The sequence below is a fragment of the Geobacillus sp. Manikaran-105 genome, assembly GCF_002809955.1.
In the GTDB taxonomy this organism is placed as follows: domain Bacteria; phylum Bacillota; class Bacilli; order Bacillales; family Anoxybacillaceae; genus Geobacillus; species Geobacillus thermophilus.
In genome coordinates, this window is the sequence record NZ_PIJG01000045.1 from 1 (window position 1) to 16272 (window position 16272).

12 protein-coding genes are annotated in these 16272 nt (G+C 56.5%); all 12 read left to right on the forward strand.

Annotated features, from left to right (window positions below; translation table 11 throughout):
• Positions 1-168: 168 nt before the first annotated feature.
• Complete coding sequence (locus tag CV945_RS12785) at positions 169-807, forward strand: Bax inhibitor-1/YccA family protein (RefSeq protein ID WP_100659911.1); 639 nt, start codon at positions 169-171, stop codon at positions 805-807.
• Between the two features lie 181 nt (positions 808-988).
• Positions 989-1786 carry a hydroxypyruvate isomerase gene (gene hyi, locus CV945_RS12790; protein ID WP_100659912.1) on the forward strand — a complete coding sequence of 266 codons (798 nt, stop codon included), beginning with the start codon at positions 989-991 and terminating at the stop codon, positions 1784-1786.
• Entirely contained in the window at positions 1783-2679 is an 897-nt protein-coding gene (locus CV945_RS12795) for an NAD(P)-dependent oxidoreductase (protein WP_100659913.1), read from the forward strand. The genes hyi and CV945_RS12795 overlap by 4 nt, the downstream gene beginning before the upstream one ends.
• A 184-nt stretch (positions 2680-2863) precedes the next feature.
• Positions 2864-4186: an FAD-binding oxidoreductase gene (locus CV945_RS12805; RefSeq protein WP_100659914.1), complete on the forward strand. Its 1323-nt coding sequence runs from the start codon at positions 2864-2866 to the stop codon at positions 4184-4186.
• 2 nt (positions 4187-4188) lie between these two features.
• Entirely contained in the window at positions 4189-5547 is a 1359-nt protein-coding gene (locus CV945_RS12810; RefSeq protein ID WP_100659915.1) for a (Fe-S)-binding protein, read from the forward strand.
• Positions 5544-6992, forward strand: coding sequence for an FAD-linked oxidase C-terminal domain-containing protein (locus CV945_RS12815; RefSeq protein ID WP_050368631.1), 1449 nt, complete (start codon positions 5544-5546; stop codon positions 6990-6992). The genes CV945_RS12810 and CV945_RS12815 overlap by 4 nt, the downstream gene beginning before the upstream one ends.
• Positions 6993-7101: 109 nt before the next feature.
• Complete coding sequence (locus CV945_RS12820; protein WP_100659916.1) at positions 7102-9285, forward strand: malate synthase G; 2184 nt, start codon at positions 7102-7104, stop codon at positions 9283-9285.
• Between the two features lie 191 nt (positions 9286-9476).
• Positions 9477-10694 (forward strand): NAD(P)-dependent malic enzyme, encoded by a 1218-nt coding sequence (locus CV945_RS12825; protein ID WP_050368633.1) that lies wholly within the window; start codon positions 9477-9479, stop codon positions 10692-10694.
• Positions 10695-10701: 7 nt separating this feature from the next.
• Positions 10702-11484 (forward strand): fumarylacetoacetate hydrolase family protein, encoded by a 783-nt coding sequence (locus tag CV945_RS12830; protein ID WP_094238622.1) that lies wholly within the window; start codon positions 10702-10704, stop codon positions 11482-11484.
• A 147-nt stretch (positions 11485-11631) separates the two neighbouring features.
• Positions 11632-12417: an IclR family transcriptional regulator gene (locus tag CV945_RS12835; protein WP_033009243.1), complete on the forward strand. Its 786-nt coding sequence runs from the start codon at positions 11632-11634 to the stop codon at positions 12415-12417.
• Between the two features lie 172 nt (positions 12418-12589).
• Positions 12590-14866, forward strand: coding sequence for a DEAD/DEAH box helicase (locus tag CV945_RS12840; RefSeq protein ID WP_063330657.1), 2277 nt, complete (start codon positions 12590-12592; stop codon positions 14864-14866).
• Between the two features lie 67 nt (positions 14867-14933).
• The gene (locus CV945_RS12845; RefSeq protein ID WP_100659917.1) at positions 14934-16196 is read left to right on the forward strand and encodes a ribonuclease H-like domain-containing protein; all 1263 of its coding nucleotides are present in this window, start codon (positions 14934-14936) and stop codon (positions 16194-16196) included.
• Positions 16197-16272: the final 76 nt, after the last annotated feature.

Here is a 16272-nt window from a genome sequence, read left to right on the forward strand (position 1 = left end):
CGCTTACGATATCAATTCCTGAAAATGGTTCGCTAACTAGTGATTGACAACACCCGTAGTGAACCGAAAAAATGTTCTCCACAAAGTCTTGACTGACTCATCCAAAAGAAAGGGCTGTGACAAGAAACAAATATATGCTAAACTAGAAAGAAAAAGGAGGGGGTTGCCATGAACCATTCGACCGTTTATCGTCCGCACAGCCCGGTGGCGAAGTTGGCGGTTTCCTTTTTAGCAGCGCTGGCTGTTGCGACCGCAGGGCTGTATGCCGGGCAATGGGTGCCGGCCGGGATGTACTTGCCGCTTTATGCGCTGGAACTCATTTTGCTTTTGGTGATGATCTTCGCCCGCCGCAAACAGGCGGTCGGCTATCCGCTCATGTTTGCGTTTATGCTCGTCTCGGGGGCAACGCTCTATCCGCTCATCGGCTATTACATTTCCGTCATCGGCGCGGCGGCGGTGTTCAAAGCGTTTGCGCTGGCCGTCGTCTCGTTCTCCGGCGTGGCCATTTACGCGGCGAGAACGAAAGAAGATTTTTCGTTCCTCGGCGGGTTTTTGATGCTTGGTGCGTTTGCGCTGCTTGGCCTGTTGATCATTCAATGGTTCATTCCATTTTCCAGCGTCGGGCAAATGGGCATCGCGGCCTTGGGGATTTTGATTTTCCTTGGCTTTACGATTTACGACATCAACCGCTTGGCCCGCTATGGCTTTACGGAAGCGGATATCCCGATGATTGTCGTCAATATTTACCTTGATTTCATCAATTTGTTTGTCTACATTTTGCGTTTTTTCGCCAGCGATGAGGATTGAGTGCCAAAAAGGGCTGCCCAAAGGAGCAGCCCTTTTTCCATGACGGTGGCATGGATCAAAGCGGCAAGTCGAAATGGTGCGGCTGTTTTTTTACGGCATGAAAGGTGAAACGCGGTGAGGCAGGAATCGGCAAATGGTGGGGCGAATAAAAGAAAGAAATGGAGAAGAAAGGGGCCTCATGATGAAGTTTGCCGTCAATGTTTCGACGATTTTCACGGAAGCGCCGTTTCTTGCCCGGTTTGCCAAGGCGAAGCAGCACGGGTTTTCGCACGTTGAGTGCCAGTTTCCGTACGCTGCGGCGCCTGAGGCGGTTGCCGCTGAACTGGAGGAATACGGGCTGTCGCTCGTTACGATCAACTTGCCGGCCGGCGATTGGGAAAAGGGGGAGCGCGGACTGGCGATTCTTCCCGGCCGTCATGACGATTTCCGCCGTGCGCTTGAGGAAGGGGTGCGCTATGCGCTCGCGCTTGGCGCGCCGCGTCTTCATTGCATGGCTGGAGTGGTTCCGGCCGATTTGCCGCGGGAACGGGCGAAAGAAATATACATGCGCCGCTTGGATGAGGCGGCCGCTGCGCTCGGCGTCCACGGTTTGACGCTGACGATTGAACCGATCAATCCGTTCGATATGCCGGGCTACTTTTTAACGGATATTGATGAAGCCGTGGCCATCATTCGCGCTCTTGGCAGGGCAAATGTGAAAGTGCAATACGACATCTACCATATGGCGCGGCTTGGGCGCGATGTGACAGCGACGTTTGCGGCCTATGAACCATTGATTGACCATGTGCAATTTGCCGATGCCCCCGGGCGGCATGAGCCGGGGACGGGAGCGCTTCCGTATCGCGAGATTTTCGCATTTTTGCAAGAGCAAGGCTACAATGGAGCGATTGGGCTTGAGTACATTCCATCAGGGAAAAGCAGCGAAAGTTTTGCCTGGTATGAGGAATACCGCGGAATGAAAGGGGGAGGCGGACGATGATGCGCGTCGGCTTTATCGGATTGGGCGTGATGGGCTCGCGCATGGCGAAGCGGCTGCTTGAAGCGGGATTCAATGTTACGGTGTACAACCGTACGACAGAAAAAGCGGTTCCGCTTGTCAACCTTGGAGCCCGACAGGCGGCGACAGTGGCAGAGCTGGCTGGTGAGGCGGATATCATTTGCACGTGCTTATCGATGCCGGATGATGTCATCGAGGTGTATACAGGTGAAGGCGGCGTCCTCAGCGTGGCCCGGCCTGGGACGATTTGTCTTGATTTTACGACCGTCGGCCCGAAAACAAGCCGATTTGTCGCCCGGCGCGCCGGTGAGCGCGGCGTCGCCTATTTGGATGCGCCAGTAAGCGGCGGTCCGGAAGGGGCGGAGCAAGGGGCGCTGACAATCATGGTCGGCGGAGCGAAAGAAGCATGGGAGCAGGTGCGCCCACTGCTTCAGGCGTTGGGAAAAACGGTCGAATATTTAGGGGAAAGCGGCGCCGGCAGCGCGGCGAAAGCGATCAACCAGTACTTGGTCGCCGTCCATTCGGTCGCCGCGGCGGAAGCGATGGTCGCTGGCGTCGCTTATGGGCTTGATGCCGGGAAGCTGTATCGGCTGTTAAAAGAAAGCTACGGAGACAGCCGGATGCTGCGCCGCCATATGGAGCAGTTCGTGCTGCCGCGTCAATTCACTCCTGGCGGGGCGGTGAAGTATGTGCACAAGGACGTGCGCCTGGCGAACGAGTTGATGGACGAGATCGGCCTTGGCCGCCGCCTCGGCATGCAGGCAGAAGAAGCGTTTGCCGAAGCGGTCGCCGCAGGCCTTGCCGATTTGGATATGTCAGCGGTCATCCAGCCGCTCGAACAGCGGGTCAAGGTGACAGTGGAAGAGACAGAATGAACAAAATGGTTGATGAATTCAAAAAATTCGTTGAAAAAATGCATGATCAATGATTTAATAGAGGTAGCGGCACCCTCGCTGCGCAGGGAGCCGTTCGCCTTGCCGAAACGCCAGATGCGTTTCATTTTTTTAAACTATGAAAAAGAAACATTGTTTCCTATCGCGAAACAAAGGAGGGGCAACGATGCTCTCGTTGACATGGCTGGATGAGTTAAGCGCGCTTTTGCGCCCCGGACAAATCGAAGTGAACGAATCCCCGCACCCCCTCGGCAACAGCGGGGCGGCGACCGTTTATCCGCAAACGGAAGACGAGATCGCCGCCGTGCTCCGCTATGCCGACCGCCAAGGCAAAAAGGTCGTCATCGCCGGCCGCGGCACGAAACGGGGGTTCGGCGGGCAACGGGAACAGGCAGACATCTTGTTGTCGTTGGAACACTATACCGGCATTGTCGAACATGCGGCCGCTGATATGACGGTCACCGTGAAGGCAGGAACGAAATTTGGCGATTTGCAGCGCGCGCTCGCCCCGTATCGGCAAAAGGTCGCCTTAGATCCGTTTTGGCCGGAGGAAGCGACGATCGGCGGAGTGATTGCGGCCAACGACAGTGGACCGAAGCGTCTCGGCTACGGGTCGGCGCGCGATTCCGTCATCGGGATGCGCATCGTGTACCCAGATGGGACGATCATCCGTTCAGGCGGCAAAGTCGTGAAAAACGTCGCCGGCTACGATATGAACAAGCTGTTCATTGGAGCGATGGGGACGCTCGGCGTGTTGAGCGAGATCACGCTCAAGCTCCGGCCGCTGCCAAAATATGAAAGTGTTGTTTTATTGTCGTTTCCAACCGGCGATGTTCATGATATTCGCTCGTTTGCGGTTTCCTTCCTTGATACGATGATGGAGCCGGTTTGCTTTGAACTGCTTAACCCGGCGCTTTCCGAGCGGCTGACGGGACGGCCGGTTTATACGCTTGTGATCGGGTTTGAAGATGTGGAAAACGCCGTCCATTACCAAGAACAATGGGTGGAACGGCTGCGGCCGAAAATGGCGGAAATGTCCATTTTAGCTGCTGAGGAGGCTTCCGCCTTTTGGCAGGCGTTTTATACAGCGGCGCCGAACGGGCGCCTGGCGTTGGCGAAAAACGGCGTGGAAGCGGCGGTGAAAATCGGCGTCGTCAACTTGGATGTGCTCGCCGTCTTGCGGGAAAGCGTTCTCATCGCTGATCGCTGCCACGTCCGTCTTGAGGCGCACGGTGGATTGGGCCATGGGCTTTGCCAGGTGTATGTACACGGAAGCGAAGAAGGGGTGTTGGCGGCCATTGAGGAGCTGCGTCAGGCAGCGGTTCGCCTTGGCGGCTATGCGATCGTGAAACATTTGCCATTTTCGCTGCGCCAGCGCGTTGACGTTTGGGGCGGAAAGCCATCGTACTTTTTCTTGCTCGAAGGCATTAAGCGAAAAGTGGATCCAAACAAAACGGTCAACGATCAGCGCTTTATTGGGGGGATTTAATCATGAGCACGATAATCAATGAACGGACGGACAGCCCGGCGTGTGCGACCGCGAGCCTCGGCAACTACCGATTTCCCGACTTGCCGGACCCGAGCAAGTGGGCTGATTGCGTCCACTGCGGCATGTGCTTGGAGTCGTGTCCGACGTATGAACAAACCGGCCAAGAGCAGCACTCTCCGCGCGGCCGCGTCCATTTGATGAAATCGGTCGGCGAAGGAAAGCTTGAGTTGACGCCTGATTTGCTCGATCCGATTTTTACGTGCCTCGATTGCCGTGCCTGCACGACGGCCTGTCCGGCCGATGTCGATGTCGGTGGGCTTATTGAACAAGTGCGCGGCCAGCTCCGCCAGGCGGTGCCGCTCACCGGTTGGAAGGCGCTTGTCAGCGACGTTTTCTTAAAAGGCATTTTTCCGCATCCGTCGCGCCTCGATTGGCTCGGCCGCCTGCTGAAATGGTACCAAAAAAGCGGCTTGCAGACGGCGGCGCGCAAAACGGGGCTGCTCAAGGTGATGCCGGACCATTTGGCCGAAATGGAGGCGATTTTGCCGGCCGTCGGTACGCCGGTGCGGAAAAAGTATCAACACCAGCCGCTCATTAAGGCGAAAGGGGAAACGAAGCGGACGGTTGCCGTTTTGACCGGATGCGTCATGGATGTGATGTTTAGTGATATTAACGAAGCGACGATCCGTGTGTTGACCCATAACGGCAATGATGTCGTCATCGTCCCGGATCAGACGTGCTGCGGGGCGCTCCATGTGCACGCCGGCGACCGGGAAACGGGCCGGAAGCTCGCCAAGCAAAACATCGAGGCGTTTCAAGATGTCGACCATGTCATTGTCAACGCCGCCGGCTGCGGCTGCATGTTGAAAGAGTACCCGGAATTGTTCCGCGATGACCCGGAATGGCATGAAAAGGCGGAGCAATTTGCCGCCAAAGTTGAGGATGTGTCCAAATTTTTGCATGACACGGGCTTCAAAGCGCCGAAAGCCGAACTGAACGTGCGCCTCACCTACCATGATGCGTGTCACCTTGCCCATGGCCAGGGCATCCGCCAAGAGCCGCGCGCTTTGATTGAAAGCATTCCAGGGGTGGAAATGGTCGCCATGCCAAACGCCGATCGCTGCTGCGGCAGCGCGGGGATTTACAACCTCACCCATCCGGAGATGGCGCAGGCGGTGCTTGAGAGCAAAATGCAAAACGTGCCGCAAGAGGTGGAACTCATTTCCATGGGCAATCCGGGCTGCATGCTGCAAATGGCGCTTGGCGTGAAAAAATACGGGCGAAGCCAAAAAATCGTCCATACGGTGCAGCTGCTCGATTGGGCATATCAAAAAGAGGAAGGGAAGGACGTGCGCATATGAGAAAACGGCTGATTGCAACGAACGATCCGCACATCCAGGCGCTCGCCCGCATTGTCGGCGAAACGGCAATTTTGTACCGGAAGGAAGATTTAATGGCGTACGACTGCGATGGATTTACCGTCCACCGCCATCTGCCAAGGGCGGTCGTATTCCCGAACAGCACGGAGCAAGTGGCGGCGGTCGTCAAGTACTGCCATGAGCATGACCTTCCGTTTCTCGCCCGCGGCGCCGGCACGGGGCTAAGCGGCGGGGCGATTCCGCTAAACGGCGAAGTCGTGATCAGCCTGACGCGGATGAAGCGGCTTTTGCACGTCGATTTGGAAAACCGGCGCGCCGTCGTCGAGCCGGGGTTCGTCAATTTAAAATTGACAAACTCGGTTGCCCACCGCGGCTACTACTATGCGCCCGATCCGTCAAGCCAATACTGCTGCACGATCGGCGGCAACGTCGCGGAAAACGCCGGCGGCGCCCATTGCTTGAAATATGGGGTGACGACGAACCATATTTTGGGGCTTGAAGTCGTCTTGCCGAACGGCGAAGTGATTGAAATCGGCGCAAACGGCGTCCCCGACCCGCCCGGCTACGATTTGCTCGGGCTGTTGACCGGATCGGAAGGAACGCTTGGCATCGTGACGAAAATTACGGTCCGCTTGTTGAAAAATCCGGAAGCGAAACAGACGGTGCTCGCCTATTTTGACGAAGTGGAAGATGCAAGCCAAACCGTCTCCGACATCATTTCCGCCGGGATTGTGCCGGCGGCGCTGGAGATGATGGACCAGACGGCCATCGAGGCGGTTGAAGCGGCCGCGTTTCCAGTCGGCCATCCGAAAGACATCGCCGCGCTGTTGCTCATTGAAGTGGACGGCATTTCCGCCGGGATTGACGAGCAAATCGACGATATTTTAACGATTTGCCGCCGCCACCATGTGCGCGAAGTGAAAGTCGCCCAGTCAGAGGAAGAGCGGGCGCGCTGGTGGGCGAACCGGAAAACCGGCTTTGGCGCCATGGGGGCGATTTCGCCGGATTATTTAGTGCAAGACGGCGTCATTCCGCGCAGCCGGCTGCCGGAAGTGTTGAACGAAATCGCCAACATCAGCCGCAAATACGGGCTTCGGATTGCGAATATTTTCCATGCTGGAGACGGCAATTTGCACCCGCTTGTGTTGTTTGATGCGAGCAAGCCTGGGGAGACAGAGCGGGCGCTTGCCGCCGGAAGCGAATGCCTCAAGGCGTGTGCAGCGGTCGGCGGATCGATCACCGGCGAACATGGCGTTGGCATTGAGAAAAAAGAAGAGATGCGCTTCATCTTCACTGACGAGGAAATTTTGGCGCAAACGGCCATCCGCGACGTGTTTAACCCGAAAAACTTGCTCAACGCCGGCAAGCTGTTTCCGACGCCGGGGCGGTGCGTAGAGACAAAACGGATACCGTCCGCAGTAAAATGAAAATTTTGCAAAAATGATTGCCAGTCATTTCGTTTCATGGTATCATCTTTTTAGATGAATTAAGAAACAGTGTTTCGTAATAAGAAACAAAAAGGGGGAGAACCGAACGATGGCTGATTACGTACAAGTCGGGACGATTCAAGTGGCGAAAGTGTTTTATGAGTTTGTCAACGGGGAGCTCCTGCCGAACAGCGGGCTCGACCAAGACAAGTTTTGGCGCGATTTTGCCGCGCTCATCGCCGATTTGACGCCGCGCAACAAAGAGCTGCTGGCGCGCCGCGATGAGATCCAGCAACAATTGAATGAGTGGCATAAAGCGCACCGCGGCCGCTTCAATTTTGACGAGTATAAAGCGTTTTTAACCGAAATCGGCTATTTGGAGCCGGAAGTCGAGGACTTCGAAATTACGACAGAAAATGCGGATGATGAAATTGCCATGCAGGCCGGGCCGCAGCTCGTCGTGCCGCTCACAAACGCCCGCTATGCGCTGAACGCCGCCAATGCCCGCTGGGGCAGCTTATATGACGCGCTGTACGGCACCGACGCCATCAGCGAAGAAGACGGCGCCTCACGCGGTTCATCGTACAACCCGGTGCGCGGGGCGAAAGTCATCGCCTACGGACGGAAGTTTTTGGATGAGGCGGTGCCGCTTGCCGAATATTCCCATCAAGACGCAGTCCAATACGCGGTCGTGGACGGGCGGCTCGTCGTGACGGTTGAAGGAGGGGCGACGACAGGGCTGAAAGAGCCGGAAAAATTCGTCGGCTTCCAAGGCGACCCGCAACATCCGACAGCGGTGTTGCTGAAGAACAATGGTCTTCACATTGAAATTCAAATCGACCGCGAGCATCCGGTCGGCAAAACGGACAAAGCCGGCATTAAAGACATTGTGCTCGAAGCGGCGGTCACAACGATCATGGACGGCGAAGATTCGGTGGCGGCCGTTGATGCCGAAGACAAAGTGCTTGTCTACCGCAACTTGTTCGGCCTCATCAAAGGCGATTTGACGGCGACGTTTGAGAAAAACGGCAAGCTGATGACGCGGGCGTTAAACCCGGATCGCGTCTATGAAACGCCGGATGGCGGAAAGCTTGTGCTGCCGGGCCGTTCGCTTATGTTCGTGCGCAACGTCGGGCACTTAATGACGAACAACGCGATTTTGCATGCGAATGGCGAAGAAGTGCATGAAGGGATCATCGATGCCGTCATTACGAGCTTGATCATGAAACACTCGCTCATCGGCAATACGCGCTATTTGAACTCGCGCAAAGGCTCGATTTACATCGTCAAGCCGAAAATGCACGGATCGGCGGAAGTGGCGTTTGCCAATGAGCTGTTTGACCGCGTCGAAGACATGCTCGGCCTCGAGCGGAACACGATCAAAATCGGCGTCATGGATGAAGAGCGGCGGACGTCGCTCAACTTGAAAAACTGCATCTACCAAGTGCGCGACCGCATCGTCTTCATCAACACCGGCTTCCTCGACCGGACGGGCGACGAGATTCATACATCGATGGAAGCAGGGCCGATGCTGCGCAAAAACGAGATGAAATCATCGACTTGGCTGCAGGCGTATGAAAAATCGAACGTTGCCGTTGGGCTTGCCGCCGGCTTCCGCGGCCGGGCGCAAATCGGCAAAGGGATGTGGGCGATGCCGGATTTGATGGCCGAAATGCTGAAGCAAAAAGGGGCGCAGCTGAAAGCGGGCGCCAACACGGCATGGGTGCCGTCACCGACGGCGGCTACGCTCCATGCGCTTCATTACCATCAAGTGAACGTCGCGGCTGTGCAAAGCGAGCTGGCGAACGAGCGGGCCGACTATCGCGATGACATTTTGCAAATTCCGGTTGTCGACAACCCGCAATGGACGGCAGAGGAAATTCAAGAAGAAATCGACAACAACTGCCAGAGCATTTTAGGTTATGTCGTCCGCTGGGTCGATCAAGGAATCGGCTGCTCGAAAGTGCCGGACATCCATAACATTGGGCTGATGGAAGACCGGGCGACGCTCCGCATTTCGAGCCAAATTCTCGCCAACTGGCTCCACCATGGCATTTGCACGAAAGAGCAAGTGCTTGAAGCGCTTAAGCGAATGGCGAAAGTCGTCGACGAGCAAAATGCCGGCGATCCGAACTATCGGCCGATGGCGCCGAACTACGATGATTCGGTGGCGTTCCAAGCGGCGTGCGACCTCGTGTTCCTCGGCTATGAACAGCCAAACGGCTATACCGAGCCGATTTTGCACCGCCGCCGCCAAGAAGCGAAAGCAAAATTTGCGGCTGTGCAGCCATAAGCCGACGCCGGAATCGAGGGGCAAGGGCGGCATCGCTCTTGTTCCTTCCTTATATGAATTATAAATCAGAAAATTCAATAAATAATGAGAAGGGAGGCCGCTCCTAGTTGCTACTGGCCGGTTGCGGAACCGAACGCAGCCAAAAAGGCGGCACGAGAAGACGAGCTCAGGTTAGTAGCCAGGAATTGGATATGGAACAGTTAAGGGAAAAAGCATTGCTTGTCCATCGGCAGGCAAAAGGAAAATTGTCCGTCGAGCTGAAAGTGCCGGTCGTTGATATGAATGACTTAAGCGTCATTTATTCGCCAGGTGTGGCAGAGCCGTGCAAAGAAATTTCCGCCAATCAAGAGGAGATTTATCATTACACGGTAAAAGGCAATTTCGTTGCCGTTGTCTCAAACGGCACCGCTGTGCTTGGGCTTGGCAATATCGGCGCGCGGGCGGCGCTTCCGGTGATGGAGGGGAAAGCCGCCTTGTTTAAAGCGTTCGCCGGCATTGACGCCGTGCCGCTTTGTCTCGACACGGAAGACCCGGATGAGTTTGTCCAAGCCGTCAAACTGCTCGAACCGACGTTTGGGGGCATCAATTTGGAAGATATCGCGGCGCCGGCCTGCTTTATGATTGAGGAGCGGCTGCGCCAGGAAATGGAAATTCCGGTGTTCCATGATGATCAGCATGGCACAGCGATCGTCGTGGCTGCCGGGCTGACGAACGCGTTGAAAGTGGTCGGCAAGCGGCTCACCGATTGCCGGGTCGTCATCAACGGCGCCGGAGCGGCCGGGGTGGCGATTGCCAAGCTGCTGCTGTCGATGGGAGTCGGCGACCTCATTATGTGCGACACGAAAGGGGCCATTTACGAAGGTCGTCTGCACGGCATGAACGCGCTAAAAGAAGACTTGGCGAAACAAACAAACAGGGAGCGCCTGGCGGGAACGCTCGCTGATGTGATCAAGGGCGCCGATGTATTTATCGGCGTTTCGGCTGCCGGCGCGTTGACGCCGGCGATGGTCCGAACAATGAACCGCGGCGCGATCGTGTTTGCGCTTGCCAATCCGGTGCCGGAAATTATGCCGGATGAGGCAAAGACCGCCGGCGCCGCCATCGTGGCAACCGGCCGGTCGGATTTGCCGAACCAAGTGAACAATGTGCTTGCCTTCCCCGGCGTCTTCCGCGGCGCGCTCGATGTGCGGGCGCGAGAAATCAATGAGGCGATGAAAATAGCGGCGGCCGACGCCATCGCCGGGCTCATCCAGCCGGAAGAGTTAAGCGAGGAGTACGTCATTCCGAACCCGTTTGACCAGCGCGTCGTCGCAGCAGTCGCTTCCGCCGTCGCGCGTGCAGCGATGGAGACCGGGGTGGCGCGGAACATTACGAAGCATGAGGAGAAAAATCGCGTCAGAGAGGGGTGACTTGTCGATGAAATTTGCTCGTTTTTTCGTTGATGGGACGGTTCACACCGGTGTTGTAAGCGGCGAAGTCGTCCGTGAAATCGAAGGTGATGTGTTTGGTGAGTGGGACTATACAGGAAGCGTGTTTCGTTGTGATGACGTTGCATTCGCAGCGCCGCTTGTGCCGCGCCATGTGATCGGCATCGGCGCCAACTATGTGGCGTCAAGCGAGCAACGGCCGGCGGAGCTTCCGGACATCCCCGTCTTTTTCTTTAAACCGTCCTCATCGGTCATCGGCCCGGAAGCGGATATCGTCATTCCCGCCGGCGTGCGCGAGGTCAAATTCGAATCGGAACTGGCCGTTGTCATCGGCAAACAGGCGAAATGCGTGAGCGAAGAAGATGTCTGGGCGCATATTTTCGGCTATACGGTCGCCAATGACGTCACCGCGCCGCAATTTTTCCATCCTGATGGACATTGGACGGTTGGAAAATCGTTTGATACGTTCACGCCGCTCGGCCCGGTTATTGAAACGGAGCTTGACCCGCTGTCGGTGTCGGTGAAAGCGCGCGTGAACGGCGTCGAAAAACAAAACAGCCCGACAGAGCTCATGATCATTTCGATCAGCAAAATGATCTCCTATTTGTCCCATGTTATGACGCTGCAGCCGGGCGATGTCATTTTAACCGGAAGCCCGGTCGGCGCTGAGCTGGTCGGCCCGGGAACAGTCATTGAATGTGAAGTGGACGGCATCGGCACGCTTCGCAATACGTTTGTCGCCGCCAAAGCGCCGGCTGTTTCCGCTTCGTAAAGATGAGGGTTTGCTGCCAGCGAAGGGGGGCGCGCATGCCCCATTGCTGCCGGACGGTGCGTTTGCGGGATTCGGTTTTGCCTGCCTGCAAACGCTCGGTCGTTCGTGTATAATAGCGGGCGGAGAGAACAAATTGAGGTGAAGGCAATGGAAAAAGAAAATATAGTGAAATCTGTAAGTCGGGCGTTGCAAATTATTGACATCGTCAGTGCGAAAAAAGACGGGCTAGGCGTGACGGAAATCGCGAAACAAATGGACATTAACAAAAGTTCCGTCTACCGCATTTTAACGACGCTCGCCCAATACGGCTACATCGAGCAGCATCCGGAAACAGAGCGGTACAAGCTTGGCTACAAGTTTTTGGAAATCAGCTCGAAACTGCTTGACTCGATTGATTTGCGCCAAGAGGCGCGTCCGTATTTGCGCCAGCTCGAGAAAGAGACGAACGAAGTGGTCCATCTCGTCGTCTATGACCAAGGGGAAGTCATTTATATTGAAAAATTGGAAGGAACGGAAACGCTGCGCATGCATTCGAAAGTCGGCAAGCGGGCGCCAATGCATTGCACGGCCGTTGGCAAGGCGATTTTAGCCAGCTTGCCGCCGGCTGTCGCCGCCGAGATCATCGACCGGAAAGGGTTGCCCAGACATACCGATTGGACGATCACCGACCGCGAGGCGTTTTTCCGCGAGCTTGACACCATTCGGCAAAACGGATATGCGCTTGACCTGGAAGAAAATGAATATGGCATCCGCTGCGTCGCGGTGCCGATTTTCGACTATACAGGAAACGTTGTCGCCGCCGTCAGCGTTTCCGGCCCGACGATCCGCATGACGGATGACCGCATCATGAGGCTTGCTGCGCGCATGCGCCAAATCGGCAAAGAACTCTCCGCCCGGCTCGGCCATCGGCCGATTCATTCCGTCCAGCCGTAACGGCTGGGCGTTTTGTTTTGCGGCGCGAACGGCCGGCTGGGCATGGCGGACGGAAGGGCATGCAGCCGAGCCGTGTTGCGCTTCGCTTCCCGAAAGCCTCCCGCTTTTCGCCGCGTTTTGCTAGTGCAAACGGCAATGATGCATGTAAAATAGAAACGAGGTGATTGGCAACGTGAACAAACAGACGCTTTCCGAGTGGATCGAACAGCTTCGTCAGGACCCGAACGTCGTTCATTGGCATGAAATTGAGCCAAAAGAAGCCGACACAGTTCCGTTTCCGACCGAATTGAATCCGCGGCTGCGCGCGGCGCTTGAAGCGCGCGGCATCGCCTCGCTTTACACGCACCAGGCGTCAGCGTATGAGGCGGTGCGAAGCGGGCGGAACATCGTCGCCGTGACGCCGACGGCATCCGGCAAAACGCTCTGCTACAATTTGCCTGTGCTGCAAGCGATCGCGGAGGCGCCGGAAAGCCGCGCTCTTTACTTATTTCCGACCAAGGCGCTCGCCCAAGATCAAAAAAACGAATTACATGAAATCATCGCCGAGATGGGAACGCCGATTTACAGCTATACATACGACGGCGATACGGCGCCGGCGCTGCGGCAAAAAATCCGCCAGGCCGGCCATATTGTCATCACCAACCCGGACATGCTCCATACCGCCATTTTGCCGCACCATACGAAATGGATGTCGCTGTTTGAACAGTTGCGCTACGTCGTCATCGACGAACTGCATACATACCGCGGCGTGTTCGGCAGCCATGTCGCGAACGTCATCCGCCGCCTAAAGCGGATTTGCGCCTTTTACGGCAGCCGGCCGGCATTTATTTGCACCTCGGCGACGATCGCCAATCCGCAGGAGTTGGCTGAGCGGCTGATTGGCGAACCGGTGGCGCTGATTGACAACAACGGGGCGCCGCGCGGACGGAAACATATCGTGTTTTACAATCCGCCGGTCGTCGAGCGGACGATGAACGTCCGTCAAAGTGCGACGAAAACGGCGGTCGAACTGGCGCGGCAGCTTTTACGCAACCACATTCCGACGATTGTGTTCGCCCGCAGCCGCGTCCGCGCCGAACTTATCTTAAGCCATTTGCAGGCGGCGGTGAAGGGGCGGATTGGGGAAACGATGGTCCGCGGCTACCGCGGCGGCTACTTGCCGAACGAACGGCGCGCGATTGAAAAGGGGCTGCGCAGCGGGGACATTATCGGGGTGGTCAGCACAAACGCGCTCGAGCTTGGCGTTGATATCGGCCAGCTGCAGGCGTGCATTCTCGCCGGCTACCCAGGAACGATTGCCAGCACGTGGCAGCAAGCCGGCCGCGCCGGCCGCCGCCATGGCGATTCGCTCGTGATTATGGTGGCCGGTTCAAGTCCGCTTGACCAGTACATCGCCGCCCATCCGGAATACTTCTTCGCCCGCTCGCCGGAAACAGCCCGCATCAATCCGGATAATATGCTCATTTTAGTCGACCATCTTAAATGCGCCGCGTACGAGCTTCCGTTTCGGCGCGGCGAGACGTTTGGCGGAGTCGAGGTCGAAGAAGTGCTCGATTTTTTGGCTGAGCAGGGGGTGCTTTATGAGCGCGGCGGCCGCTGGCATTGGATGAGCGAAGCGTTTCCGGCGCAAAACATTAGTTTGCGCTCTGCGGCGCAGGAAAATGTCGTCATTATCGATGTTTCTGACACCGCCCGCCATCGTGTCATCGGTGAGATGGATCGCTTCAGCGCGATGACGCTGCTCCATGAAGAAGCGATCTATTTGCACGAAGGGACGCAATACCAAGTTGAGCAGCTTGATTGGGAGGAGAAAAAAGCGTACGTCCGTCAAGTGGATGTCGAATATTTCACCGATGCCAATCTGGCCGTGCAGCTTGAAGTGCTGTCTGAAGACCGTACTGCCGAACGAGGAGCGATGGCCGTCAAGTACGGCGATGTATCGGTCCGGGCGATGGCGACGATGTTTAAAAAGTTGAAACTGTCGACGTTTGAAAACATTGGATGGGGGCCGATCCGCCTGCCGGAAGAAACGCTTCATACGTCGGCGGCATGGCTCGAATGGATGGAAGTGCCGCCGCGGTTTTCCCCGGCGTTGTTTGAGCACATTCTGGTGGGCATCGCCAACGTGCTTGGCCATCTCGTGCCGATGTTTGTCATGTGCGACCGCTCGGATATTCATGTTGTGCCGCAGCTGAAGGCGCCGCACTCCGGACGGCCGACCATTTTCCTTTATGACCGCTATCCGGGCGGCATCGGTTTATCGGAAGCGCTGTTTGAGCGGTATGAACAAATGCTGGCGAAAGTGAAAGAGTGGGTGGAGCGCTGTCCGTGTGCGGATGGCTGTCCATCGTGCATCGGTGCTCTTGATGCGGCAGGGATGCCGGTCAAGCGTGAATTGGTGCAGTTTTTAGCTGAACAGCTCGCTGTGCGGAGCGGTTCCTCGGCTTAGCGCCAACCGCGCCCTGCGGCGCAGCTTCCCGGTCATCGAGACTGGACGGAAAGGAAGGGCGAGACGGATGAAGCCAAAGCTGTCGCAATGGAAAGAATTGCTTGCCGCCCGGCATAAAAAGGAGAACGATGAAGAAAAAGAAGAGGAGAAACCGGACGGACGACCTGTGACGGACGTGCCGTATGCCGACGTTTGGCGGGAGTACGGCGCCAAGCCGTATTGGTTTGCCGGCGATTACTGCCTCATTCGGGAAACGGTGTATCCGCTTGACTATCAGCACGGCCGCTATCGGCTCGGCGCGTTTTATGAGGTGCACCGGCGCTGGCAGGAGGCGCCGTTTTCCCACCCGCTCTCGTGCCGCGGGTTTGCCGTTAGCGACTTATTCTTTTTTGACACGGAGACGATGGGGCTTTCAAGCGGAGCGGGAAATGTCATGTTTTTGCTCGGCCATGCCCGCTTTGCCGGCGATTGCGTCATCGTCCGCCAGCATTTTTTGCCGCATCCCGGAGCGGAAGTGGCGCTGTATCAAAGTTTCTTATCTGATGTCAACTATACGACGCTTGTTACGTACAATGGAAAAGCGTTCGACTGGCCGCGGCTGAAAACGCGCCATGCCCTTGTCCGTGACATGGTGCCGAAGCTGCCCGCGTTCGGTCATTTTGATTTGTATCACGCCGCCCGCCGCTTATGGAAAGACAAATTGGATTCGCTGCGCCTTTCGGAAGTGGAGCGGCACATTCTCTATGTCGAGCGGGGCGATGATGTGCCCGGTTTTTTGGCGCCGATGATGTACCAAGCGTTTTTGCAAACGCCCCATCCCGACCGGATCATGCCCGTTTTGCGCCATAATGAGCAAGACGTGTTGTCGCTCATCGTGTTATACATTCATTTGTCGATTCAGCTGCTTGACGCAAACCAACTCACCGATCCAGGCGAACAGCTGGCCGCCGCCCGCTGGTTGGAAACGGTCGGGGAGACGGCGGCCGCGCGGGGCGTCTATGAACAGGCGGGCGCCGGGCAGGCGAAAGAAGCGCATATGGCGAAGTGGCAACTGTCGCTTTTATATCGGAAGGAAAAACGGTATGACGAGGCGGCGGCGCTTTGGCGCGACTTATTGGAGTGTGGCGTCTATTGGAAGATGAAAGCGGGCCTTGAGCTGGCGAAAGCGTACGAACATTATTTCCGTGACCTTGATGAAGCGCACCGTTATGCCGTTATGGCATATGAAGCGTGGCGGTCGCTCGCTAGGATGAGCCGACAACATAGCGAGAAAGAAGAAGCGGAATGGCGCAGGCGGCTCGCGCGGCTTGAACGCAAGAAAAACGGGTGAGAACGAGAACTCGCCCATTTCCCTGGCAAGCGCAAAATATGACAGAAAACGAAAATGTTTCGTCTTTTTGTTGTGA

Excerpts from the sequence above, each read along its gene's own strand:
- CV945_RS12830 (WP_094238622.1), top strand. The coding sequence starts at position 10,702 with ATGAAATTTGCTCGTTTTTTCGTTGATGGGACGGTTCACACCGGTGTT.
- CV945_RS12785 (WP_100659911.1), top strand. The coding sequence starts at position 169 with ATGAACCATTCGACCGTTTATCGTCCGCACAGCCCGGTGGCGAAGTTG.
- CV945_RS12845 (WP_100659917.1), top strand. The coding sequence starts at position 14,934 with ATGAAGCCAAAGCTGTCGCAATGGAAAGAATTGCTTGCCGCCCGGCAT.
- CV945_RS12825 (WP_050368633.1), top strand. The coding sequence starts at position 9,477 with ATGGAACAGTTAAGGGAAAAAGCATTGCTTGTCCATCGGCAGGCAAAA.
- CV945_RS12810 (WP_100659915.1), top strand. The coding sequence starts at position 4,189 with ATGAGCACGATAATCAATGAACGGACGGACAGCCCGGCGTGTGCGACC.
- CV945_RS12820 (WP_100659916.1), top strand. The coding sequence starts at position 7,102 with ATGGCTGATTACGTACAAGTCGGGACGATTCAAGTGGCGAAAGTGTTT.
- CV945_RS12795 (WP_100659913.1), top strand. The coding sequence starts at position 1,783 with ATGATGCGCGTCGGCTTTATCGGATTGGGCGTGATGGGCTCGCGCATG.
- hyi (WP_100659912.1), top strand. The coding sequence starts at position 989 with ATGAAGTTTGCCGTCAATGTTTCGACGATTTTCACGGAAGCGCCGTTT.
- CV945_RS12835 (WP_033009243.1), top strand. The coding sequence starts at position 11,632 with ATGGAAAAAGAAAATATAGTGAAATCTGTAAGTCGGGCGTTGCAAATT.
- CV945_RS12815 (WP_050368631.1), top strand. The coding sequence starts at position 5,544 with ATGAGAAAACGGCTGATTGCAACGAACGATCCGCACATCCAGGCGCTC.
- CV945_RS12805 (WP_100659914.1), top strand. The coding sequence starts at position 2,864 with ATGCTCTCGTTGACATGGCTGGATGAGTTAAGCGCGCTTTTGCGCCCC.